The organism is Pseudomonas sp. PB101, from assembly GCF_009764265.1.
Classification (GTDB): domain Bacteria; phylum Pseudomonadota; class Gammaproteobacteria; order Pseudomonadales; family Pseudomonadaceae; genus Aquipseudomonas.
The window spans coordinates 1-23,643 of record NZ_RWIR01000025.1; the positions used below are offsets into that span (position 1 = coordinate 1).

The 23,643-nt window shown below is 59.9% G+C and carries 23 protein-coding genes; 11 read left to right on the forward strand and 12 right to left on the reverse strand.

What is annotated here, in order from left to right:
* Nucleotides 1-88 precede the first annotated feature (88 nt).
* The 5 genes from EI969_RS08045 to EI969_RS08065 all read right to left on the reverse strand — a co-directional run bounded on the left by EI969_RS08045 (nucleotide 89) and on the right by EI969_RS08065 (nucleotide 5,387).
* A complete protein-coding gene (locus EI969_RS08045; protein WP_160386999.1) occupies nucleotides 89-730 on the reverse strand; it encodes a transcriptional regulator in 642 nt (213 codons plus the stop codon).
* A 90-nt stretch (nucleotides 731-820) separates the two neighbouring features.
* The gene (locus EI969_RS08050; RefSeq protein ID WP_160387000.1) at nucleotides 821-1,948 is read right to left on the reverse strand and encodes an FAD-binding oxidoreductase; all 1,128 of its coding nucleotides are present in this window, start codon (nucleotides 1,946-1,948) and stop codon (nucleotides 821-823) included.
* Nucleotides 1,949-2,073: 125 nt separating this feature from the next.
* Entirely contained in the window at nucleotides 2,074-3,018 is a 945-nt protein-coding gene (locus tag EI969_RS08055) for an ornithine cyclodeaminase family protein (RefSeq protein ID WP_160387001.1), read from the reverse strand.
* A gap of 123 nt (nucleotides 3,019-3,141) precedes the next feature.
* Nucleotides 3,142-4,632, reverse strand: a complete 1,491-nt coding sequence (gene rhlB / locus EI969_RS08060) for an ATP-dependent RNA helicase RhlB (RefSeq protein WP_160387002.1) — start codon at nucleotides 4,630-4,632, stop codon at nucleotides 3,142-3,144.
* 98 nt (nucleotides 4,633-4,730) lie between these two features.
* Nucleotides 4,731-5,387, reverse strand: a complete 657-nt coding sequence (locus tag EI969_RS08065) for an alpha/beta hydrolase (RefSeq protein WP_160387003.1) — start codon at nucleotides 5,385-5,387, stop codon at nucleotides 4,731-4,733.
* 468 nt (nucleotides 5,388-5,855) lie between these two features.
* Here EI969_RS08065 and EI969_RS08070 point away from each other — a divergent pair, with 468 nt between their 5' ends.
* From EI969_RS08070 to EI969_RS08095, 6 genes are all read left to right on the forward strand, one after another.
* Nucleotides 5,856-6,887, forward strand: a complete 1,032-nt coding sequence (locus tag EI969_RS08070) for an amino acid ABC transporter substrate-binding protein (RefSeq protein ID WP_110657923.1) — start codon at nucleotides 5,856-5,858, stop codon at nucleotides 6,885-6,887.
* 65 nt (nucleotides 6,888-6,952) lie between these two features.
* Nucleotides 6,953-8,134, forward strand: coding sequence for an amino acid ABC transporter permease (locus EI969_RS08075; RefSeq protein ID WP_160387004.1), 1,182 nt, complete (start codon nucleotides 6,953-6,955; stop codon nucleotides 8,132-8,134).
* Between the two features lie 10 nt (nucleotides 8,135-8,144).
* Entirely contained in the window at nucleotides 8,145-9,242 is a 1,098-nt protein-coding gene (locus EI969_RS08080; protein ID WP_160387005.1) for an amino acid ABC transporter permease, read from the forward strand.
* Between the two features lie 30 nt (nucleotides 9,243-9,272).
* A complete protein-coding gene (locus EI969_RS08085; protein WP_160387006.1) occupies nucleotides 9,273-10,037 on the forward strand; it encodes an amino acid ABC transporter ATP-binding protein in 765 nt (254 codons plus the stop codon).
* A 262-nt stretch (nucleotides 10,038-10,299) separates the two neighbouring features.
* Nucleotides 10,300-10,959: a FadR/GntR family transcriptional regulator gene (locus tag EI969_RS08090; protein ID WP_160387007.1), complete on the forward strand. Its 660-nt coding sequence runs from the start codon at nucleotides 10,300-10,302 to the stop codon at nucleotides 10,957-10,959.
* A complete protein-coding gene (locus EI969_RS08095) occupies nucleotides 10,949-12,259 on the forward strand; it encodes a CynX/NimT family MFS transporter (protein ID WP_160387008.1) in 1,311 nt (436 codons plus the stop codon). Before EI969_RS08090 ends, EI969_RS08095 begins: the two co-directional genes overlap by 11 nt.
* A 7-nt stretch (nucleotides 12,260-12,266) precedes the next feature.
* Here the strand turns inward: EI969_RS08095 and EI969_RS08100 are convergent, their stop codons facing one another.
* The 5 genes from EI969_RS08100 to EI969_RS08120 form a co-directional block, all read right to left on the reverse strand.
* The gene (locus EI969_RS08100; protein WP_160387009.1) at nucleotides 12,267-12,917 is read right to left on the reverse strand and encodes a DUF1120 domain-containing protein; all 651 of its coding nucleotides are present in this window, start codon (nucleotides 12,915-12,917) and stop codon (nucleotides 12,267-12,269) included.
* Between the two features lie 82 nt (nucleotides 12,918-12,999).
* Nucleotides 13,000-13,614, reverse strand: coding sequence for a DUF1120 domain-containing protein (locus EI969_RS08105; RefSeq protein WP_160387010.1), 615 nt, complete (start codon nucleotides 13,612-13,614; stop codon nucleotides 13,000-13,002).
* Nucleotides 13,615-13,697: 83 nt separating this feature from the next.
* On the reverse strand, nucleotides 13,698-14,843 hold the full coding sequence (locus tag EI969_RS08110) for a DUF1120 domain-containing protein (protein WP_160387011.1): 1,146 nt from the start codon (nucleotides 14,841-14,843) through the stop codon (nucleotides 13,698-13,700).
* 11 nt (nucleotides 14,844-14,854) lie between these two features.
* The gene (locus EI969_RS08115; RefSeq protein ID WP_160387012.1) at nucleotides 14,855-17,338 is read right to left on the reverse strand and encodes a fimbria/pilus outer membrane usher protein; all 2,484 of its coding nucleotides are present in this window, start codon (nucleotides 17,336-17,338) and stop codon (nucleotides 14,855-14,857) included.
* Between the two features lie 135 nt (nucleotides 17,339-17,473).
* A complete protein-coding gene (locus EI969_RS08120; RefSeq protein ID WP_160387013.1) occupies nucleotides 17,474-18,202 on the reverse strand; it encodes a fimbria/pilus chaperone family protein in 729 nt (242 codons plus the stop codon).
* A gap of 458 nt (nucleotides 18,203-18,660) precedes the next feature.
* On the opposite strand from EI969_RS08120, the gene EI969_RS08125 reads away from it, so the two are divergent.
* The 4 genes from EI969_RS08125 to EI969_RS08140 all read left to right on the forward strand — a co-directional run bounded on the left by EI969_RS08125 (nucleotide 18,661) and on the right by EI969_RS08140 (nucleotide 21,264).
* Nucleotides 18,661-19,287, forward strand: a complete 627-nt coding sequence (locus EI969_RS08125) for a response regulator transcription factor (protein WP_160387014.1) — start codon at nucleotides 18,661-18,663, stop codon at nucleotides 19,285-19,287.
* A gap of 121 nt (nucleotides 19,288-19,408) precedes the next feature.
* Nucleotides 19,409-19,879, forward strand: coding sequence for a nuclear transport factor 2 family protein (locus EI969_RS08130; protein ID WP_160387015.1), 471 nt, complete (start codon nucleotides 19,409-19,411; stop codon nucleotides 19,877-19,879).
* Nucleotides 19,880-19,919: 40 nt separating this feature from the next.
* The gene (locus EI969_RS08135) at nucleotides 19,920-20,240 is read left to right on the forward strand and encodes a GIY-YIG nuclease family protein (RefSeq protein ID WP_160387016.1); all 321 of its coding nucleotides are present in this window, start codon (nucleotides 19,920-19,922) and stop codon (nucleotides 20,238-20,240) included.
* Between the two features lie 88 nt (nucleotides 20,241-20,328).
* Complete coding sequence (locus EI969_RS08140) at nucleotides 20,329-21,264, forward strand: glutathione S-transferase family protein (RefSeq protein ID WP_160387017.1); 936 nt, start codon at nucleotides 20,329-20,331, stop codon at nucleotides 21,262-21,264.
* A 146-nt stretch (nucleotides 21,265-21,410) separates the two neighbouring features.
* Here the strand turns inward: EI969_RS08140 and EI969_RS08145 are convergent, their stop codons facing one another.
* Both EI969_RS08145 and yejK read right to left on the reverse strand, forming a co-directional pair.
* Complete coding sequence (locus EI969_RS08145) at nucleotides 21,411-21,761, reverse strand: glutaredoxin family protein (RefSeq protein WP_160387018.1); 351 nt, start codon at nucleotides 21,759-21,761, stop codon at nucleotides 21,411-21,413.
* Nucleotides 21,761-22,765, reverse strand: coding sequence for a nucleoid-associated protein YejK (yejK, locus tag EI969_RS08150; protein ID WP_160387019.1), 1,005 nt, complete (start codon nucleotides 22,763-22,765; stop codon nucleotides 21,761-21,763). Before yejK ends, EI969_RS08145 begins: the two co-directional genes overlap by 1 nt.
* Before the next feature lie 395 nt (nucleotides 22,766-23,160).
* Between yejK and EI969_RS08155 the strand changes: the two genes are divergently transcribed.
* A complete protein-coding gene (locus EI969_RS08155; RefSeq protein ID WP_007905514.1) occupies nucleotides 23,161-23,442 on the forward strand; it encodes an HU family DNA-binding protein in 282 nt (93 codons plus the stop codon).
* Nucleotides 23,443-23,643 lie beyond the last annotated feature (201 nt).

Below are 23,643 nucleotides of genomic sequence, written 5' to 3' on the forward strand. Positions count from 1 at the left end.
AAGCCCGCTCCCACAGTGGATCGGTGTACACCGTACCCTGTGGGAGCGGGCTTGCCCGCGATGAGGCCGGAACAATCCCTGCAAATCTTCAGCCCTTCAATTCCTTCAAATGCTTGTACACCGTCGCCCGGCCCATGTTCAGCACATTGGCCACGTAGTTCGAGGCGCTTTTGCCCTTGAACGCGCCTTCGGCGTGCAACGCCAGCACCAGTTCCCGCTTGTGGTCGCGAGTCAGCAGATTCAGGCTCAACTGGCGTTCGCGCAGCCAGGCGTGGAGGAAGGTGTTGATCCGCTCCTGCCAGTCATCGCGAAACAGTGCATCCGGTTGCGGGATCAGTTTGGTCGGCGACAGGAAAAGGTCCAGGGCGGCCTTGGCATTCTCGAACAACGAAATATTCAGGTTGATGCACAGCACCGCCAGCGGATGCCCCTCGCTGTCGCGCAAAACGGTGCTGAGGCTGCGAATTTTCTGACCATCCCAATTGAGCTTTTCGTACGGCCCGATGTTTCGTTCGCTGGCATCCTCGCTGAGCATGTCTTCCAGCGCCGAGTCGTCGCCGATTACCCGCTTGGACAGGTTGTTGGCGATGTAGTCGACCTTTTGCGTGCGCAGGTCATGCAGCACCACTTCGGCGTGGGGAAAGAACAACGTGGCGATGGCGTCGGCGATCGCGTGGAAGTTATTCAGGGACGTGTCGTCCAGGGCCGGGTCTTTTTCGGGGGCGTTCATACGGTGGAACTCCAGGCAGCGTCAGCGCCCCATCAAAGGGGCACTGAAAGTGTGCCGTAATCGGATGGGCACGTCACCTGAGGATCAGGATCAGCCGAGGCGGGCAGGGGAGAGCATTTCGGCATTCAGGCCGAAACGGCCAAGCGACTCGGGCAACGCTTCACCGCGTACCAGCGCAGCGCTGGCCTGGCCCATGGCCGGCGAAGTCTGGATGCCGTAACCACCTTGCGCCGCGACCCAGAACAGGCCAGGTACCCGTGGATCGAAACCCGACAACAGGTCGCCGTCGCTGACAAAGCTGCGCAGGCCGGCCCAGGTGCGGGTCGGGCGGCGGATGGTCAGGGTCGTGGCCTCTTCGATCTGGTAGATGCCCATGGCGATGTCCAGCTCTTCGGGCTGCACGTCGTGGGGCTCCACCGGGTCGGCGTTGGCCGGCGAGCCGAGGAACATCCCGGCATCGGGTTTCATGTAGAAGGATTCGTCGAGGCTGACCAGCATCGGCCAATGGTGGATGTCCACGCCTTCGGGGCCGGCGAAGATGAACGCGGCACGGCGTTTCGGTTGCAGGCCCAGTGGTTTCGCGCCGGCCAATTCACCGAGCTTGTCGGCCCAGGCGCCGGCGGCGTTGATGATGACCGGGGCGCTGAAGGTCTGAGTGCCGGTCTGGACGTGCCATGTGCCTTGGTCGTCGCGACTCAGGCTGACGACCTCGCTGTCGGTATGCACTTCGCCCTGGTTGCGGCGGATACCGCGCAGATAGCCTTGGTGCAGGGCATCGGTGTCGATGTCGGTAGCCGTCGGATCGTAGATCGCGCCGTGGACTTTTTCCCGGCGCAGGATCGGCACCAACGCGCAGGCCTCGTCGGCGTCGAGCAATTGCATCTCCGGCACGGTGGCTTTCGCGCTTTGGTATTGCCTGTTCAGTTCATCCGGATCGCCAGTGAGATCCACGGTCATCTCGCCGCGCGGGGTCAGCAGCGGGTGTTCGCAGAAGCCAACGGGCGGGTTGTCGAAAAAGTCGCGGCTGGCCAGGGTCAATGCCCGCACTTGCGGAGTGCCGTAGGCAGCGGTGTACAGCGCCGCCGAGCGTCCGGTGGAGTGATAGGCCGGATGGGATTCGCGTTCGAGCACGATCACGCGGCTGTGCTGCGACAGCCAGAAACCGGTGGAAGCTCCGGCAATCCCGCCGCCGATGATGATGAAGTCTGCCTGGCTCATGAATGTCTCCTGTTATTGGTTTTTCCTGTAGGAGCCGGCTTGCCGGCGATGGCATCGCTGCGGTTTATCTGATGGACCGCGGCGTCTGCATCGCTGGCAAGCCAGCTCCTACAGAGGTTGTGGTGTTAGTGAGACAGGCGATAGATCGCATTGGCCAGCGCAATGTCTTCCAGGCCCAGGCCGATCGATCGGAAGAACACGTGTCGGTCATAGTCCGGGCGCTGTACTTTTCCACTGATCAGGTCCGGCAGGTCGCCGACAATCGCGCCCTTGTCCCAGCCATGCTGTTCGCCGGCGATCAGCATTTCGCCGGCCGAGCCCGGCGTGGTCAGGCGATAGTCGCAGAACACGTGCATGTCGTTGAGGCTTTGCGGCGGCACCTCGTGGGCACGCGGGGCGTTGGTGCTGATGGAGGTGATCAGCGCCGGTTTGTGTAAGTGAGACGGGTCGATCACCGGGCCGGGGGAGGAGGTGCAAAGCATGATCACGTCGGCGTCCGCAACGGCAGCTTCGCGACTGTCGAGGATGTTCAGGCGTGGCTCGATGTTTTTCAGCAGGCTCGCGGTCTCGGCATCATCGCTCAGGTTCGGCGCGTACAGACTGATGCTCTGCCAGTCGCGCAGGCCTTTCACGTAATGCAGGTGCGCCTGGGCCACTTTGCCGCTGCCGATGATGGCAAGCCGATTGGCGGTGGGTGGCGCGAGGGCATCGACCGCTACTGCGGTGGTCGCGGCGGTGCGTGCGGTAGTCAGTTCACCGGCGTCGCACAGCAACAGCGGCTGGCCGGTCTGCGTCGACATCAGCAGCGTCCACGCGGTCACCAATGGCCCCTGTTCACGGACGATGTAGGGCGAAGTCTTGATCCCGTACACGCCGTCTTCGGCCAACACACCCAGGTAGTTGATGAAGTCGCCGGCACCCTGTGGGAACTCCACCAGTTGCTGCGACGGTTGCACTGCCTGCCCGCACGCCAGGTCACGGAACATGTTGCGCAGGATCTGCGGTACGTCGACTTGCGCCAGCAACTCGCGAGCCTGGTTCTGGGTGATCACTTGGGGCGTGCTGGACATGGTCGGCTCCGGGATTGAAAGTAAACTAATTTGTCTATTATGGACTTTTAGTTGTGTCAGACAATATCCAGGCGAAAAAAAAGCGCAGTCCGTTTCCGGCTGCGCTTGTCTTTTCAGCGTCGTTTAATGAGGACGCTTGCGCTCAACCGCCCGCAACAGATGCGTCGGTGGCGTTTCACAGCTGATCTTGCGCCCCAGCTTTTCCTCGATGGACGGTAACTGGTAGGAGTCGTCTTCACCGGCAAAACTGATGGACACGCCATCGGCACCAGCGCGACCGGTACGCCCGATGCGGTGCACGTAGTCGTCCGGCACTTCCGGCAGGGTGAAGTTGATCACGTGACTGATGCCGTCGATGTGGATGCCGCGACCGGCCACGTCGGTGGCGACCAGCACGCGGATCTTGCCTTCGCGGAAGCCTTCCAGGGTCTTGATGCGCTTGTGCTGCGGCACGTCGCCGGACAGTTGCGCGGCGTTGATGCCGTCACGTACCAGGCGCTCTTCGATGCGTCGCACTTCATCCTTGCGGTTGGCGAAGACGATGACCCGCTCCCAACCGTTGTCGTTGACCAGGTTGAAGAGCAGTTTGTACTTGTCGGCACCGGCCACCGCGTAGATGTGCTGTTCGACGTTTTCGTTGGCCACGTTCTGCGACTCGATCTCGACGATCGACGGGTCGGTGGTCCATTGCTTGGCCAGGTTCATCACGTCTTCGGTGAAGGTCGCGGAGAACAGCAGCGTCTGGCGCTCGGATTTCGGCGGCGTCTGGCGAATGATCTGGCGCACTTGCGGGATGAAGCCCATGTCGAGCATGCGGTCGGCTTCGTCCAGCACCATCACTTCGACCATGTCCAGGTGCACGTCGCCGCGCTGGTTGAAGTCCAGCAGGCGGCCCGGCGTGGCCACGAGGATGTCGCAGTGACGGGCTTCGAGATGCTTGAGCTGCTTGTCGAAGTCCATGCCGCCGACGAACGTCATGACGTTGAGGCCGGTGTACTTGGTCAGGTCGGCGGCGTCCTTGGCGATCTGCACCACCAGTTCGCGGGTTGGCGCGATGATCAGCGCCCGCGGCTCACCCATGTAGCGCTCTTTCGGCGGCGGGGTTTGCAGCAACTGGGTGATGATCGAGACCAGGAACGCAGCGGTTTTGCCGGTACCGGTCTGGGCGCGGCCGATGGCGTCTTTGCCCGCGAGGGTAAAACCCAGCACTTGGGCCTGGATCGGCGTGCAATACGGGAAGCCCAGGTCCTGGATGGCGTGCATCAGTTCGGGGGCAAGCTTGAAATCGTGGAAGCGGGTTTTGCCTTCCTGAGGCTCGACGACGAAGTCTTCGAGTTTCCATGGGATGACCGGCGCCTTGGGCTTGGGTTCGCGGCGCGGTTTGGCGGGTTTCGGCGATTCGCTGAGCGGCTGTTCTGGGGCTGTCACTGCCGCAGGCTGGACAGCGTTTGCGGTCTTCGGCTCATGCCTGGGTGCCGTCGTGGTCGTGGCCCGTTCGGACGGATTGCCGTCGGTGCGGTGGCCGGGAGCGTGAGACGCAGCGCTGGGAACTGGCGCGAGTTGCTCAGTCTCGCTTTTACCGAACATTTTCTTGAGTGCTTTGAGCACGGTCATCTCATCAATTGGTTAAGGAATGTACGCCGGCCAGTGTAATGCAAGAATCGGGCGCGGCGTAGGGGGATGGATCAAAGGGTGTTTTTAAACATCAGTGTTCAGCGCAGGCGCTCGGTGAGCCAGGCGCCGATATCGCGAATTTCCTCGGGTAACACTTCGTGACCCATTGGGTATTCCTGCCATGTCACGGTGACACCATGCCGCTTCAGATGCTCGTAGGCACTGCGTCCCATCGAGTTCTGCACCACATCGTCGTACTGGCCGTGCATCGACAGCGCCGGAATTCGCTGCTGGCTGGCGGACAGTTCCAGTTCGTCGCTGAAGGTCGGTGCATAAGTAGAAAGGGCAACTACGCCACCCAGTGGTCCCTGCCATTTCACAAACGCCGTGTGGAATACCACCGCACCGCCCTGGGAAAAGCCTGCCAGGAAAATCCGCGAGGCGTCTATTCCGATGGCCTTCTGGGCTTCGATCAGTTCGATGATCCAGTTGGCCGACTCTTCGAGTTGTTCGCGATTGATCGCGCGCGCCGGGCTCATGGCCAATATGTCGTACCAGCTCGGCATCTCGTAGCCGCCGTTGATGGTGACGGCGCGGGTCGGTGCCTGGGGCAAAACGAAGCGGGTACTCAGCAGGCTTTCCTGCAGCGCTTCGGCCACCGGCAGGAAGTCATAGCGGTCGGCACCCAGGCCATGCAGCCAGATAACGCAGGCGTCTGCGGTCTTGACGGGTTCAAGAATCAAGGGGTTGGTCATGGCTGCTCCAAAAATGTGCGTGCGCTCTCATTGAGTGCGAGGGCTGTGTGCGTGTCTGGTTGATCAGTTACGAAGATGTCGCAAGGTTACAAGTTTTGCTATTGACCTGCAGCTGAACCGCTTCGGAGAGCGGTGTGGTACGGGCTTTGCTATGGCGAAGTCTGTATGAAAAATCCCACGTCTGTCGGTAACACTATCAGGCCAAGGTTATTAGTGGGATTGAAAAAAATCCGGTGATGGATGTTCGCCAAGGGCCGCTACGGGGCTTCGCGAACGTGAAAGGGCTACAGCCCGTTCGGCCGACTGGTGAGAGTGAGTTTTCCATGATGTGGATTTTCTCCTACTAGACTCATAGCTAACGTCTTACGTCGGTTGACCCCAAAACAAGCCAACTCGGGTCGACTACGCCTCATAAGGGTGCGACAGGACTCACGCTCCGACACAACAAGAGCAAAACTGGAGGTTTGAATGAAGATGTTGAAATCCACCCTGGCTATCGTGACTGCAGCCGCAGTACTCGGTGTCAGCGGGTTTGCCCAGGCGGGTGCAACCCTGGATGCAGTGATGAAGAAAGGTTTCGTGCAGTGTGGCGTCAGCGATGGTCTGCCAGGCTTCTCGGTTCCGGATTCCACCGGCAAGATCGTCGGTATCGATGCTGACTACTGCCGTGCAGTAGCGGCCGCTGTCTTCGGCGACGCGACCAAGGTCAAGTTCAGCCAGTTGAACGCCAAGGAGCGCTTCACCGCGCTGCAGTCCGGCGAAATCGACATCCTGTCGCGCAACACCACCATGACCAGCTCCCGTGACGCTGGCATGGGTCTGAAATTCCCTGGCTTCATCACTTACTACGACGGCATCGGCTTCCTGGTAAACAACAAGCTGGGCGTGAAGAGCGCCAAGGAACTGGACGGTGCAACCATCTGCATCCAGGCCGGTACCACCACCGAGCTGAACGTTTCCGACTACTTCCGCGGCAACGGCCTGAAGTACACCCCGATCACTTTCGACACCTCCGATGAAAGCGCCAAGTCGCTGGAATCCGGTCGTTGCGACGTACTGACCTCCGACAAGTCCCAGCTGTTCGCCCAGCGCAGCAAGCTGGCTTCGCCGAAGGATTACGTGGTTCTGCCGGAAACCATTTCCAAGGAACCTCTGGGCCCGGTCGTGCGTAATGGCGACGACGAGTGGCTGGCCATCGTGCGCTGGACTGGCTACGCCATGCTCAACGCTGAAGAAGCCGGCATCACTTCGAAGAACGTCGAAGCCGAAGCCAAGGGCACCAAGAACCCTGACGTTGCCCGTCTGCTGGGTACCGACGGTGAATACGGCAAAGACCTGAAAGTGAAGAAAGACTGGGTCGTGCAGATCATCAAGCAAGTAGGCAACTACGGCGAAGTGTTCGAGAAAAACCTCGGCAAGGACACCCCGCTGGAAATCGACCGCGGGCTGAACGCTCTGTGGAACGCTGGCGGCATTCAATACGCACCACCAGTGCGCTGATGGTTCTGTCACCCGGTGGGCCAACCACCGGGTGATGTTCTGTTCCATTATTTCCGGGGCACTTCATGCAAAATTCAATCGGCGCACCAAAGCAGAGGCTCAGCCTCAGCGATCCGAAAGTGCGTGCGTGGCTATTCCAGATCATCACCATTGTCGCGGTGGTCTCGATGGGCTGGTATCTGTTCGATAACACCCAGACCAACCTGCAACACCGGGGCATTACCTCCGGTTTCGACTTTCTGGAGCGCAGTGCCGGTTTCGGCATCGCTCAACACCTGATCGACTACACCGAAGCGGACACTTACGCCCGGGTGTTTGTCATCGGTCTGCTCAATACCTTGCTGGTGACTTTCATCGGCGTGATCCTGGCGACGATCCTCGGTTTCATCGTCGGTGTGGCGCGGCTGTCGAAGAACTGGATCATCGCCAAGCTGGCGACGGTGTACGTGGAAGTCTTCCGCAACATTCCGCCGCTGCTGCAGATCCTGTTCTGGTACTTCGCGGTATTCCTGACCATGCCGGGGCCGCGCAACAGCCATAACTTCGGCGACACCTTCTTTGTCAGCAGCCGTGGCCTGAACATGCCGGCGGCGTTGATGGCGGACGGTTTCTGGCCATTTGTGATCAGCATCGTGGTGGCCATCGTCGCCATCGTGCTGATGAATCGCTGGGCGACCAAACGCTTCGAAGCGACCGGTGTGCCGTTCCACAAGTTCTGGGTCGGCCTGGCGCTGTTCCTGGTGATCCCGGCACTGTGCGCATTGGTCTTCGGCGCACCGGTTCATTGGGAAATGCCGAAGCTGCAAGGCTTCAACTTCGTCGGTGGCTGGGTGCTGATCCCGGAACTGCTGGCGTTGACCCTGGCCCTCACGGTGTACACCGCGGCGTTCATCGCCGAGATCGTCCGTTCGGGCATCAAGTCGGTCAGCCACGGCCAGACCGAGGCGGCGCATTCCCTCGGCCTGCGCAACGGCCCGACCTTGCGCAAGGTGATCATCCCGCAAGCCCTGCGCGTGATCATCCCGCCGCTGACCAGCCAATACCTGAACCTGGCGAAGAACTCCTCGCTGGCGGCCGGTATCGGTTATCCGGAAATGGTCTCGCTGTTCGCCGGGACCGTGCTCAACCAGACCGGCCAGGCGATCGAGGTGATTGCGATCACCATGAGCGTGTATCTGGCGATCAGTATCAGCATTTCCCTGCTGATGAACTGGTACAACAAGCGCATTGCGCTGATCGAGCGGTAAGGAAAAGCGCATGAGCACTCATACTTTCAAACCTGACATGCCTCCACCGAGCAGCAGCATCGGTGTGGTGGCGTGGATGCGCGCGAACATGTTCTCCAGCTGGCTGAACAGCCTGCTGACCCTGTTTGCGTTCTACCTCATCTACCTGGTGGTGCCGCCGATCCTGCAGTGGGCCATCCTCGACGCCAACTGGGTCGGCACGACCCGCGCCGACTGCACCAAGGAAGGCGCCTGCTGGGTGTTCATCCAGCAGCGGTTCGGCCAGTTCATGTACGGCTACTACCCGCCGGTATTGCGCTGGCGCGTGGACCTGACGGTGTGGCTGGCGATTGTCGGCGTGGCGCCGTTGTTCATCTCGCGCTTTCATCACAAGGCGGTGTACGGGCTGAGCTTCCTGGTGCTGTACCCGATCATTGCCTGGTGTCTGCTGCATGGCGGCGTATTGGGTCTGGACGCCGTGGCGACCAGCCAGTGGGGCGGCCTGATGCTGACCCTGGTGATCGCCACCGTCGGCATCGCCGGTGCGCTGCCGCTGGGGATTGTCCTGGCGCTGGGCCGTCGGTCGAACATGCCGGCGATTCGCGTGGTCTGCGTGACCTTCATCGAATTCTGGCGCGGCGTGCCGTTGATCACGGTGCTGTTCATGTCCTCGGTGATGCTGCCGCTGTTCCTGCCTGAAGGCATGAACTTCGACAAGCTGCTGCGGGCCCTGATCGGCGTGATCCTGTTCCAGTCGGCCTATGTGGCCGAGGTGGTGCGTGGTGGTCTGCAAGCGATTCCCAAAGGTCAGTACGAAGCGGCGGCGGCAATGGGCCTGGGCTACTGGCGCAGCATGGGCCTGGTGATTCTGCCGCAAGCCCTGAAGCTGGTGATCCCGGGCATCGTCAACACCTTCATTGCGCTGTTCAAGGACACGAGCCTGGTGATCATCATCGGCCTGTTCGACCTGCTCAACAGCGTCAAGCAAGCCGCCGCCGACCCGAAATGGCTGGGCATGGCCACCGAAGGCTATGTGTTCGCCGCCCTGGTGTTCTGGATTTTCTGTTTTGGTATGTCGCGCTATTCCATGCATCTGGAACGCAAGCTCGACACAGGCCACAAGCGCTGAAGCGCCGTACCTAATTTAGGAAGTTCTTTTATGAGCGAAGCAAATAAAAAGCCTGTGAGCCCTGAAGGCATTATTCAGATGCAGGGCGTGAACAAGTGGTACGGCCAGTTCCACGTGTTGAAAGACATCAACCTCAACGTCAAGCAGGGCGAGCGTATCGTCCTGTGTGGCCCATCGGGTTCGGGCAAGTCCACCACCATCCGCTGCCTCAACCGTCTGGAAGAGCACCAGCAGGGCCGCATCGTGGTCGATGGCGTGGAACTGACCAACGACCTCAAGCAGATCGAAGCGATCCGCCGTGAAGTCGGCATGGTGTTCCAGCACTTCAACCTGTTCCCGCACCTGACCATCCTGCAGAACTGCACGCTGGCACCGATGTGGGTGCGCAAGATGCCCAAGCGCAAGGCCGAGGAAATCGCCATGCACTACCTGGAACGCGTACGCATTCCGGAGCAGGCGCACAAGTACCCGGGGCAACTGTCCGGCGGTCAGCAACAGCGTGTGGCGATCGCCCGCGCGCTGTGCATGAAACCGAAAATCATGTTGTTCGACGAACCGACTTCGGCGCTCGACCCGGAGATGGTGAAGGAAGTGCTCGACACCATGATCGGCCTGGCCGAAGACGGCATGACCATGCTCTGCGTAACCCACGAAATGGGCTTCGCCCGCACCGTGGCCAACCGCGTCATCTTCATGGACAAGGGCGAAATCGTCGAACAGGCTGCGCCGAACGACTTCTTCGACAACCCGCAGAATGAGCGTACCAAGCTGTTCCTGAGCCAGATTCTGCATTGATCGAACCCTGGCGCTGAAATAAACCCGGACCGAGTTCCGGGTTTATTTTTGCCTGCGATTCCTGCCCATGGAACGGATACACCACCTACCGCCCCTGTAGGAGCTGGCTTGCCAGCGATGGCGATTTCCCATTCGGCATCTCCAGTGAATGATCCACCGCTTTCGCTGGCAAGCCAGCTCCTACACGGGGGTTGTGTGGTGGCCGTTAGCTGACTAACATGTCAGAAAATTCATCCTATGATTGGATGAAAGGGCGAACTCCATGTCTGAAATCTCTCCACTGGTAAAACGATCCCTGGTCGATCAGGCCCTGGATCAACTGCGCCAGCGCATCAACCAGGGTGTCTGGACCGTGGGCCAGCGGTTGCCCACCGAACCCGAGCTGTCCGCCGAGCTGGGCATCAGCCGCAACACCGTGCGCGAAGCCATGCGCGTGCTGGCGTTTTCCGGGTTGATCGAAATCCGTCAGGGTGACGGCAGTTATCTGCGGGCGGTGGTCGATCCGCTCGATACCTTGAAGGCGCTGTCCCGTTGCTCCCTTGAGCAGGCCCGGGAAACCCGGCACATCCTTGAAGTCGAGGCCATCGGCCTGGCAGCCCTGCGCCGCACCGATGAAGACCTGGTGGCATTGCGCGAGGCCCTGGGTGTCAGCGGCAGCCACTACCATGGCGATCTCGATACCTACATCGCCTGCGATCTGGTGTTCCACCGCCGGTTGGTGGACGCCGCGCACAATCCGACCCTCAGCGAGTTGTATCGCTATTTCTCCAGCATCGTCGGCGCGCAGTTGCGCCAGACCCTGAGCATCGTCCCGCGCCGTCAGGAAGTGTTCGACCTGCACATCGAATTGCTCGATGCCGTCGAACAACGCGACCCTGAGCGGGCCAAATCCCTGTCGAGGCAGTTGATCAATGAACCTTGAAACCGATAAGCCGATGCCGCGCAGTGATCTATCCACAGCCCCGAAACGTTCGGCCGAGCTGGAAGAACTGCTGATCGACGCCGAAGCCGATGACGAACAGGTCCAGCAAACCCACCCGGTTCTACGCCGGCCGTGGCTGTTGCTGCTGGGCCTGGTTCTGGTGGCGCTGAACTTGCGTCCGGCGCTGTCGAGCATGGCGCCGATGCTCAGTGAAGTGTCGAAGTCCCTTGGCTTGTCTGCATCGCAGGCCGGTTTGCTGACGACGCTGCCGGTGCTTTGCCTCGGCCTGTTTGCGCCATTGGCGCCGGTGCTGGCGCGTCGTTTCGGTGCCGAGCGGGTGGTGCTGGGCATTCTGCTGACCCTGGCGGGCGGGATTATCCTGCGCAGTTCGTTCGGTGAGATCGGCCTGTTTGCCGGCAGCGTGCTCGCCGGTGCCAGCATCGGCGTGATCGGCGTGTTGCTGCCAGGCATCGTCAAGCGCGATTTCCCGAAACAGGCCGGGACCATGACCGGCGTCTACACCATGGCCCTGTGCCTGGGCGCGGCAATGGCGGCGGGTGCGACCGTGCCGCTCAGTGAGCATTTCGATAAAAGCTGGGCGCTGGGCCTGGGCTTCTGGGTCATTCCGGCATTGGTCGCCGCGCTGTTCTGGTTGCCGCAAGTCGGCCAGAAGCACGGTTCGCACAACGTCGCCTACCGCGTGCGCGGATTATTGCGTGACCCGCTGGCCTGGCAGGTGACCCTGTACATGGGCCTGCAATCGTCCCTGGCCTACATCGTGTTCGGCTGGTTGCCGTCGATCCTGATCGGTCGCGGGCTGAGCCCGACCCAGGCCGGCCTGGTGCTGTCGGGATCGGTAATCGTGCAACTGGTCAGCTCCCTGGCCGCGCCATGGCTGGCGACACGCGGCAAGGATCAGCGCCCGGCGATCGTGATCGTGATGGCGCTGACCCTCGCTGGTCTGTTCGGTTGTCTGTATGCGCCGATCGACGGCTTGTGGGGCTGGGCGATCGTGCTGGGGTTGGGACAGGGTGCCACGTTCAGTCTGGCATTGACCCTGATCGTGCTGCGCTCGCGGGACTCTCATGTCGCGGCGAACCTGTCGAGCATGGCCCAGGGCTTCGGTTACACGTTGGCGTCCATGGGGCCGTTCGCAGTCGGTATCGTGCATGACTGGACCGGCGGCTGGACGGCGGTGGGCTGGATCTTCGGCGTTATCGGCCTGGGTGCGATCATCGCCGGACTGGGTGCCGGACGAGCGCTGTATGTGCAAGTCGACAGTGAGAAAATTCAGCCGTGACGCACGCCTATAAATAGACAATCTCCAGGGTCGCGGAACCGTCGAGTATTGCATCGTCACTCAGGTCCAGCGTCGAGGTGGGGGCAATGATGGTGACGAGAGTGACCCGACTGCTCAGGTTCCGGATCGCGACGGGACCGGCGGTGCTGCCCGCCACATCGGTGAAGCCCAGATAGCTTCTGGCGGCGATCGGTATGCGGCTGGACCTGGATGAACTCCACGCCCGCCCTCCAGTGGTGGAGTCGGTTCGATACACCTGCGGCACAGCGTCCACTATGGTGCTGGCGGGATCGAAGTACAGCGAATGCAGACCGATCCTGTTGCCGCTTCGGTCGTAGTTCAGGCCATAGTAGATCTCACTGTTGACGATGGCCGAGCCTTCGCGGTTGTCGCGCATTTTCAATGCAAAACGGGCAGCTGTGTTGCAGCTGATGTTGAGGTCGAGGGACTCGTCACGCAGTTGCGTCCTTTTGTCGACGTTCAGGTCCTGCCGGGAGATTTTTCCGTAGTCGACAAGACCGTTGTTGGAAAAGATCGGGGTGCAGGCGACCGGAGTGATGAGGCCGTTGACTGTCAGGTCCACGGTAGACGCCGCCAGGGCGCAAGTCGCCGCGCTCACCATTAGCGCGACAGTCACGGTCATAGGGATACGCTTCATCGTTAAATTCCTTTTTGAGAAGAAGGTATAGGTGCTGAACCACCCGTTCATTCAAGTAACGAATGGTTCAGCACCTTGGTACTTAGAGGTATTTCACTTCGAACGTCGCGGAGCCATCAATGGTGACGTCTGTCTTCAGGGTCAGCTCTTTGGCTGGGGCAATGTAGGTGTCGATCTCAAAATCAAAGGTGACATCTTTTGCATCAATCGGTGCGCTGCCGCCTGTAGCGGCAACGGACAGAAGCCATCCCGCTTGAGCGTCGCCTGCTTTCACCCAGGTTGTTCCGCCGTCGTTTGATTTGATTGCGTCCAGCGCAGTTGCCCCTTCTTTGACTTGCACGACTTTGGGGAAAAAGAAGCCCAACTTTTCGTCGTCAGGGGTCAGACCAAGGCCAAACCAGTCACCAATTGATGTGCCGGGTTGATTGTCAATTGGATTCAGTGCGAACTTGGTCGCAGCATCACAGTTTACGACCAGTTGAATCGGATCGGACCCTACCAGCGTATTGATGTCTTGGTTAAGGTCTCCTGACGAGATCTTGCCGATTTCAATGTCACCGCCGCCGGTGAAGGAGGGCGTGCAAGCGACTGGCGTGATGATGCCTGTAACCGTCAGATCGGTGCTCGACGCTGCGAGAGCAAAAGGTGCAGCACTGATCAGTGCTGTTGTGGTGAGTGCTGCGAAGTACTTTTTCATCGGTGAAACTTCCTTGCTGTTGTTGACCTTGAATGGCCCGGGGCGCGAGATTGCACCGCGTATTCCACAAGGTCGGATGGGTGTTACGGGTAAAGAATTTCGATCGTCCCTGAGCCGTCGAGGTGAACGGCGGTGCTCAGGTCCAGGCTTGTGGTGGGGGCGATGACGGCATCGACCGTCACCGTGGTGGTGAGGTTCTGGATCCAGGCCGGGCCGGCGGTGCTGGCGGCACTGTCGGTAAAGCCCAGGTAGCTTTTCCCGGCGATCGGTATGGGGTTCGAGCTGGAGCTGCTCCAGGCCGCGCCCTGGGTGGTGGAGTCGGTCCGGTACACGCGGGCAAAACTGTCCGCGCTGGCGTTGGCGGGATCGACATTCAACGAGTACAGGCCAATCTTGTTGCCGTGGTTATCCAAGTTCAGCCCGTAGTAAATCTCGCTGTTGACCGTTGCCGTGCCTGGGCGGTTGTCATGCATGACCAGGGCAAATTTCGCAGGGGCATCGCAGTCAACCCGCAGGGTTAGATCCTTGGGAGGCAGCCGGGTGCTCTTGTCGGGGTTCAGATCGTTTTTCGATAGCTGGTCGAAATCCACCTGGCCACCATTGGACAATTCCACGTTGCACGCGGTGGGCGCGAAACTGGCGCGCAGGGTTATTTCCCTTGAGCGGCCCATAGCGACCGCGTCGAACAGACCGCTGGCTTCCCAGACCACGGCATCACGTACCTGCAAGGCTTTTTCCTGCGCCCAGGCCGTCAGTTCCAGTTGCGCCGACAGGCTTTGACCTTGCACCGCCACACCGCCCCGAACCGGAACCAGTGCTTGCTGTGGTCGCCAAAGCAGACTCGGAGCGGTTTCTTCGGGTACTTGGCCGACGGCGGAAATCAGGCCCAGGTCCACTGCTTGCCCATCGAGCTGGGCCTCACTCATGCGCAGGGCATAGCTGCCGTGTTCGGCAAAGCGAAAGCGCTCGGCGGTCGCGGCGGCGATGGCGCGGTAGAACAGGGTCATGTCAGCGGGTTGGCTGCAGCTCAGGTTCAGGCTCAACCGCTGCACTCCCAGGGTCAGCTCCTGGGAGGCAGGGGTGTGAAGCGCCCGATTCACGACGCCGAAGTCAACGTCCGGCTGACTCAGGGTGAGTTGGCACTCATCGGCGAACGCCCAGGCCTGTGGCGCAAGTGCGTTCGACATCAAGGTGCCGAGTACCAACAGCAGCGGGTGGGAAAGCTTCATGGGGGTCATCCTCAAAGGGCCCTGCACTGGGCGGCGGCGGTCTCGTAATACACCTGGGCATTGGCCTTGGCCGGCAGTTCGAAACGCAGTTCGCAACGCTCGAGCCCCGGTGCGGTTATCCACAGGTCAGGGGTGTCGAGGGCGTTGGGGAGGAACACCAGTCCGCCTTCCTGGGCGAGCGTGACGAACTCACCGTTTGCGGTGCTGACCGTCGCGCCACGGGGCAGGGGTAGACCGTTGTCCGTGGTGACTTTGAGCAGGGCTCGTCGAGTCAACGCGACGCCGAAGTGGACTTTGTCGACGGCTCCACGCCCGGCGGTAACCACGGCCAGTCCGTTGTTGATATCGAGGTTGCGTGGCAGCGAGCGGGTGTCGACTTCTACCGGACTGCGGCCATAGGCGCTTAATTGAGGAACCACGGCGTGACCTTGCCAGTCAGTCCAGACCGGACCGCTGGGGGTCGAGACCTTGATCGCGCTTTCGTCGCCAACCGAGAGCAGCGCGAAGGTGTCCCGTACGGCGTATGGCGATAACGTCAGGCCGTCGCCGTGCAGCACGACGCCGCCACGGGCGCCCACCTGGTAGCTGGAGCGTTCGGCATCGGAGCGGGTGTAGTTCAAGTCCAGTTGGCTGTAGCGCGGCAGCAGGGAAACCCCCGCCGAGGACTGCACTTGTTTGTCTCGTGTGTCGTGCTCGACACCGACCCGGTAACTCAGCTGGTCGTTGACCTGTTCGTTCAAGCCGACACCGCTGCGGTATTCGCCAGCGGAACTGCGTAGCCAGGTGCGCGCCCGGCGACTTTCACCCAGTGGAATGCTCAAGCTCAGGTAAACGCTGTCGTCGTTGCGTTGGGTGCCGCTGACTTGCCATTGCGCGCTGGCCGACACCGATACGCCGCCGATCTGCGTGCCCCAGGACGCCAGGGCGCGGCTGCTGTTTTGTCCGTCGAATGTCGTTGAGTGATTGAGGCCGCTGCTGAACGCGCCAAACCCGGGATGTGACCAGGCCAGCGACAGGCTCTGCTGATCGCGGTAACGCGACTGGCTGCGTTCTGATTGAGTATCGAACACCGCTTCGGACAGTTCGTGATAGCCGAAGGTCCGGTGCGAGGTTCCGGCAGTGATCGACCACTGCTCACCCAGGCGCTGCGAAACATTCAGGTCGGCCTGAAGCCCTCTGCCGGCCTGGCGGGTACTCGTATCGGCCGCTTGCAGGGTGGTCTGGATCTGTGTGGCGGGCCCTGGCAGCACGCTCAGGCCGGCGCCCGCGGCGCGGTAGTCGGCGGCGCCCGTGGCGCCGGTGCTGAGCAGGACATCAGGGTTGAGTGCTGCGCTCCAGCCACCGCTGATCACCCAGGGTTCGTCGCTCTGTGCTCCGCCGAGATTGCGTACCTGGCCGGCGGCCAGGGAAAAGCCGGGCGTTGGCAGGCCAATACCGAGCATGGCGACAGGGACCGTGAAGCGTTGCTCGCTGCCATCCGCTTCCTTGACGGTGACTTCAACATCGGAGCGACTGTCGAGCCGACGCACATCACTCAGGGAAAACGGTCCTGCCGGCACCACTGTCGAGTGGATCAGCGAACCCTTCTGACGAATTTCGATCCGGGCCTGGCTGCGGGCTATCCCTTCGATGGGATTGCCTCGGCCTTCGACCTGGAGCGCCTGCTCGGTCATGACCTGCACGCCGGTGATCTGCGCACCGGAAAGTACCGGGTTGTAGAGATTGATCTGGCCTGCTTGAAACACAGTCTCATGGCTGGCAAAAGTGCGCTGGGCGTAAGCTGCCAGGTGAGCGCTACGCGACTCATCGTTATTCCAGGTATGCACCTGACGACTGCGCACAATCCAGTCTCCGGCATTGAAACCGACTTCGGTATTGGCCGAGAGGTAGCGGTTCGATTGATCGCCGTATTGGCTGTGAAGGCTATTGACGTCGTAGTTGAACAGCCCGGCAACACCGCCGGTTTGATAACCGGAGATATCCCGGACCACCGGACGTATCCCCTGGGTGGGCACGATCAGGGACAGGCCGAGGTTGGCCGGGTCCTGTTCGATTCGGGCTTGCGGCCAGGTGGCGAGTACATCGAAACAGCCTTTGTCGTTGGCCGGAACCGATGGCTCGCTCAGGTTCGCCGCATCGAGCAGGGCGCGGTCAAGGCACAGGTCGCCCTCCCGGTTGAACGTGACGTCGACCCGGCCACGGCGCAGGCCATTGACCGTGAGGGTGATCGGGTGTCGGCCAGCGGTGAAGTTCGGTGCGGCCAGCAGTTGGGTTGCGAGACTGGGATCGATACCGCGTTGACTCAGCATTTTCTGGTCGAACGAAGCAGGCAACGCAGCTGCATTGACGTCTTTCGCATTGGCCTGGAGCCCTGTCAGCACGTTGCCCAGCAGCAAAACCATGCCGGTCCGGACTCGCGACGGATAAGGGTACGTGCTGGCCGACCGAATCGCAGGCATGGCTTTGCCATCACGGTATTTCAATACGGTGTTCATGAGGTTCACTTGGGTTCTGTCCGGGTGCCGGCGCGATCCGCTACGGTTCCCGTCACACATGTGGCGACGGCAAAGTTGGCCGTCACGTTGAGAACTCGACGCCTGCCTTTCTATGCAGGGCGCTATGGATGCTGGCTAGAGGGCGAGCGGTGCGTCATAGGCTGGCACCGCAAAGCCATAGACGGTCGCCGGATGAATTCGAACCTGGGCGGCAGCCTTTGCAGAAACCGCAACGCTGATCTGGTCACCGGGCAGTACGTAGGTCCGCGGGAGCATCGCAGCGTTGCCGGAGGGCAGCAGTTGTACTTCCTGAGCCAGTCGCACGACATAAGGTGTTTCGTTGCGTACGGTCAGTTGACCATCCTGCAGCGACCATTTCAGATCGGTCCACGGTGTGCGGTTGAGCGCCAGGCCTGCGGGGTGAAGGATGATCGGCAGGTTCTGGCGCACCGTCACGCCCACACGGGCATGCCCGGCTTCGGCGGCCGGCTTGTTCTGGGGGATGCCTTCAAAGATCACCCGCTTCAAACGCTGTGTGAGCAGGGGTTTTTCCGACTGCAGGATAAAACGCACCAATTGCGTTTTGGAGGCTTCAACGCGCGCCAGTGGCGGCGTCACGAACACCAGTGACTCGGCATCTTCGGGAATGTTTTCGATGGTGATGTGCAGCAGTGCCAGGCTGGCATCGGTGTTGGTCACGGATACGGCGGTTTCGCCGGTTGCTTCATTGACGATGACCACGGAGGTGTCGGGCACCATGCCGTCGGCGTAGGCCGGTGCAGTCAGTAACAGGGCGCACGCGCCGATCCCCGTATGGGTCAGGCGGCGCACTTGCTTCAACAATGTCGTCTTGATGTTTCTCATTGAAAATTCCGGATAAAAGACGCTTGGCATGGCTCGGGATACAAGTAACGCACCGGTTCCGTAAGTACGAATCCAGTGCGCTGTTAATGGTGTCGTACTCATGCAGTCGATAGCCTGTCAGTGAGTGAACTTAGTTCTGTGCAGGTACGACGGACTATTTGGTGCGGGGAAATTTAGCGGGATGGCGCAGCGGAATGAATACAACTAATACGAAAGGACGGCGGGGCGTGTATGAATAAGTATTGCGGACTACGTAGCGTTTTCTATGGTTTGTAGTTTTGCTGTGTAGTCTCTTTTGCGCTGCGGCGTAGGAAGCATCTGATTGTTAAATGGGCAAAGGGAAATCCCTTTGAATACATTGAGGAGGCGGAGCTGGAATATTATCGGAGGTGTTGTGGAAGTAGGAATAACGGCGCTATTTTCCGCGCTTTCTCCCTACCAACAGGAGGTATCCCACAATGCGAGTCGTTATTGCTGACGACCATTCTGTCGTTCGTGTCGGGCTGCGCATACTCATCAACGCCAGCAGGCAATGTGTGATCGTCGGTGAGGCGGACAGTGCAGACAGCCTGATGAAACTTCTTTCAAGTACGCCCTGCGATCTGCTGATCACTGACTTCTCCATGCCGGGAGGGAAACAGGCCGACGGATTGAAAATGTTGGGTACGATTCAACGTGAATACCCCGGCTTGCCGATCATTCTGGTGACGATGTTTACCAGTGTGGCCACGGCAAGGGCGGCGTTGGATAAAGGGGTAATGGCCATCGTCGCCAAAACCGCATCGGCGACTGAGTTGCCCTTGGCGATCAATAAAGTGAAAAACGGGCATCGCTACCTCAGTGGGTCACTGCGCACATTGCTGGTCAATACCCGCAATCAGCTACACGAATCGCCACTGTCGGCCAAAGAGCATGAAGTGGTTCGCATGCTCGCCAGCGGGATGACCGTCAGCGAAATCGCCAGTCATTTCAAACGCAGCGTGTCGACCATCAGTAAACAGAAAAGCATGGCCATGCACCGGCTGGGTATTTCCACCAACGTTGATCTTTTTACTTACGCCCGGGATAGCGGAATGTCGTACTGAAATGACGAGAACGGGCATCACGTTATTTTCATTATGAATGCCAATAGTGTTCGGTGCATTTGAGGGTTATCGTGCAGGCCAATCTTTCGTAGCTATTGTGCATAATCAGGGGAACCCGTAAATGAGTGAAGCCCATAGCGCCTTGATCACCCGTTTCTACCAGGCTTTCCAACGCCTGGATGCCGAAGCCATGGCGGCCTGCTACACCGATGATGTGGTGTTCAGTGACCCGGCGTTCGGCGAGCTTCGCGGGCGCGATGCCGGTGACATGTGGCGCATGCTGACCACTCGGGCCAAGGACTTTTCCCTGACCTTTGATCATGTTCGTGCCGACGAGCACACCGGTGGTGCCCATTGGGTCGCGACTTACCTGTTCAGCCAGACCGGCAACACCGTGGTCAACGATATCCAGGCGCGATTTGTTTTCCGTGACGGCAAGATCTGCGAGCATCACGACAGTTTCAATCTATGGACCTGGGCGCGTCAGGCGCTGGGTTTCAAGGGCCTGCTGTTGGGCTGGACGCCACTGGTGAAGAGCGCCGTGCGCGCCCAGGCATTGAAGGGTCTGAAGGCATTCCAGGCCAGTCGCTGATAAGATCGCGGCTTGTATTCCATCAAGCCCTGATCGTTACGTGACCAGCCTCAGCGAAAGCCCTGCCGACGCCGCAATTCCTGCGAGCAAAACCTGGTTCGTCTACCTCGTTCGCGCGGCCAACGGTTCGCTCTATTGCGGGATCAGCGATGATCCCGTGCGTCGTTTCGCCAAGCATCAAAGCGGCAAGGGCGCACGATTCTTTCTTTCCAGCCCGGCCATGGCCCTTGTCTACACCGAACGCTGCCGCGATAAAAGCGATGCATTGCGCCAGGAGCGGTTGATCAAAAAACTCAAGAAGAGCGCCAAGGAATGCCTGGTGGCGAGCGCAGCGAACGCAGCCCCGGGCTTATCACTCTGACTGATTGGTTCCCATCAGGCAGATCTGTAGGCTGCCAGGTGATTGCGCGCTAAGCTGCGGACTCCTGATCCTTGCGGCGGAGCCGAGCATGTCCGAGTTGATTCTGCATCATTACCCGACGTCCCCCTTTGCCGAGAAGGCCCGCCTGTTACTGGGCTTCAAGGGCTTGTCCTGGCGTTCGGTGAAGATCTCGCCAGTGATGCCGAAACCGGATCTCACGGCATTGACCGGTGGCTACCGCAAGACACCGGTGCTGCAGGTCGGTGCCGATATCTATTGCGACACCGCATTGATCGCCCGGCGACTGGAACAGGAGAAAGCCCTGCCGGCGTTCTTCCCGGAAGGTCAGGAAATGATCGCCGCGTCGTTTGCCGCCTGGGCTGATTCGGTGGTGTTCCAGCATGCGGTGAGCCTGGTGTTCCAGCCGGAATCGATTGCCGTGCGTTTCGGTCATTTACCGCAGGAAGCGATCAAGGCGTTTTTGGCCGACCGTGCCGGTTTGTTCAGTGGAGGTAGTGCGACAAAACTGTCCACCGAACAGGCGAAGCATCAGTGGCCGACGATCATGTCGCGCCTGGAGTTGCAACTGCAGCGAGAAGAGGGGGATTTCCTGTTCGGTGAGCCTTCGATTGCCGACTTCGCCCTGGCTCATTGCCTCTGGTTCCTCAAGGCCACGCCCGTCACGGCGCCATTGGTGGATGCGTACCCGGCAGTTGCCGCATGGCATGCGCGAGTACTGGGCTTCGGTCATGGTGCGTCCAGCGAGATGAGTTCCGAGGAGGCTCTGGCAGTGGCGCGCGCGTCCACGCCAGCGGCCTTGCCGGATGAGCAGTTCGTCGATCCCAACGGGTTCACGGCGGGTCAGCAGGTGGTCATCGCGGCCACGGACTATGGCGTTGATCCGGTGGCGGGCGAGTTGTTGTTTGCCGGCCGCGAGGAGCTGATTGTACGGCGAGAGGACGAGCGTGGCGGTGTGGTGCATGTGCACTTCCCGCGGTTTGGTTTCCGGATTGAAGTGCAGTAAGTCCCGCTACACACACACACACACACACCGGCACTGTAGGAGCTGGCTTGCCAGCGATTGCGGTTTGTCAGTCTGCAGTTTTGTCGACTGATCCACCGTCATCGCAGGCAAGCCAGCTCCTACAAGGGAGGTTGCGCGCCGAGAAGTTACTTCAACGCTGCCAGAATCGCATCCGGGTCATATCCGCGTATCAGGGTTCCGTTCACATCGATGATCGGAATCCCGCCCCCGCCGAGGGCCTCATAGTCCTTGCGTGCGACGGCATCTTTCTCGATATCGAACTCCTTGTACGGAATGCCTTTCTGATCGAGAAAGCGCCGGGTCAGCTTGCAGTAACCACACCATTCGGTGGCGTAGAGCACGACGTTGGCCTGGGTCTGCGTCTGCTCAGACACCACTTGCGATGGATTGAACACCCGCTCGATCTTGCCCCAGTTCTGGTAGGCCACGACCACCAGCAAGATCAACAGGCATTTTTTCAGCACGCCGCCCAACATCAGTTGCGACGCTTCAGCTGATCGGTGAGCGAAGTGGGCAGGCCCTTGATGATCAACGTGCCGGCTTCTTCGTCGTACTCGATCTTCGAGCCCAAAAGGTGTGCTTCGAAACTGATCGACAGGCCTTCGGCTCGGCCGGTGAATCGGCGGAACTGGTTCAGGGTGCGTTTATCGGCGGGGATCTCCGGCGACAGGCCGTAATCCTTGTTGCGGATGTGATCGTAGAAGGCCTTCGGGCGTTCTTCGTCGATCAGCCCCGACAGTTCTTCCAGGCCCATCGGTTCCCCGAGCTTGGCCTGGCTGCTGGCGTAATCCACCAGGGTCTTGGTCTTCTCGCGGGCGTCGTCTTCGGGCAGGTCTTCGCTTTCAACGAAGTCGCTGAAGGCCTTGAGCAGGGTGCGGGTTTCACCCGGCCCGTCGACGCCTTCCTGGCAGCCGATGAAGTCGCGGAAATACTCCGAAACCTTTTTCCCATTCTTGCCTTTGATGAACGAAATGTACTGCTTGGATTGTTTGTTGTTCTGCCATTCGGACACGTTGATCCGCGCCGCCAGGTGCAATTGGCCCAGGTCCAGGTGACGGGACGGGGTCACGTCCAGCTCATCGGTCACGGCCACGCCTTCGCTGTGGTGCAGCAGGGCGATGGCCAGGTAGTCGGTCATGCCTTGCTGGTAGTGGGCGAACAGCACGTGGCCACCGACCGACAGGTTCGACTCTTCCATCAGTTTTTGCAGATGCTCGACCGCCACGCGGCTGAACGCCGTGAAATCCCGGCCGCCATCGAGGTACTCCTTCAGCCAGCCGCTGAAGGGGAACGCGCCGGATTCCGGATGGAACAGGCCCCAGGCTTTGCCCTGTTTGGCGTTATAGCTTTCGTTGAGGTCGGCGAGCATGTTCTCGATGGCTGCGGACTCGGCCAGTTCAGAGTCACGGGCGTGGAGAACTGCAGGTGTGCCGTCGGGTTTTTTGTCGATCAGGTGGACGATGCAATGACGGATCGGCATGGGCTTCTCGGCTGAATGAAGAGAGGAGGGCGTGCTCCCCCGAAAAGCGCTCAGTGTACCGCAACCACTGGTTTTGGCGCTGTGTGAAGGGCAATTGGCAGGCGACCGACGGCGCTTATGCGTTTTTTTCCTGTTTTAGCGCAATAAAGCTGACCAAATGGGTAGCTAGAGGCGGATATTTCCACGTCTGTGTGCTAGCTTTGCCCGGTCTTGCGCGAAGTCACTGCGTTAAGCGTGCAGTCAGCATTTGTCAGGTCGAACCAAACCCTGATTTCGGTATCTATAACCCCGATCCCGAGGTTATTTGGCCGAGGGTGCCGGATCCAAAAGATCGGGCTCGATGGCTGACATTGCACTCTGCAATCCATATGAATTTGATAGGGAAGGAACACTAAATGGCTCTTACTAAAGACCAACTGATCGCCGACATCGCTGAAGCTATCGACGCGCCGAAAACCACCGCGCGTAACGCTCTGGACCAACTGGGCCAAATCGTTGCCGATCAGCTGGAAAACGGCGGCGAAATCACTCTGCCAGGTATCGGCAAACTGAAAGTGACTGAGCGCCCTGCCCGTACCGGCCGTAACCCTTCGACTGGCGCTGCCATCGAAATCGCTGCCAAGAAAGTGATCAAGCTGGTTGTGGCCAAAGGCCTGACCGACGCTGTTAACAAGTAAGACTTGTTAAAAAAAACCGTGCGCCGGAGCGATCCGGGCACGGTTTTTTTGTGGGCGCTGGAAACAGTTTATGCAAGATAAATTGTTGGAATGTTCACTTTGTTTGAAAGCAGTTGTTACTTGTGCACCTGATAGGGATAGCTGTTTGCACTGAGTAGCACTTTTCTCTCTATTAAAACGAAAACTCCTACACAACTGCTA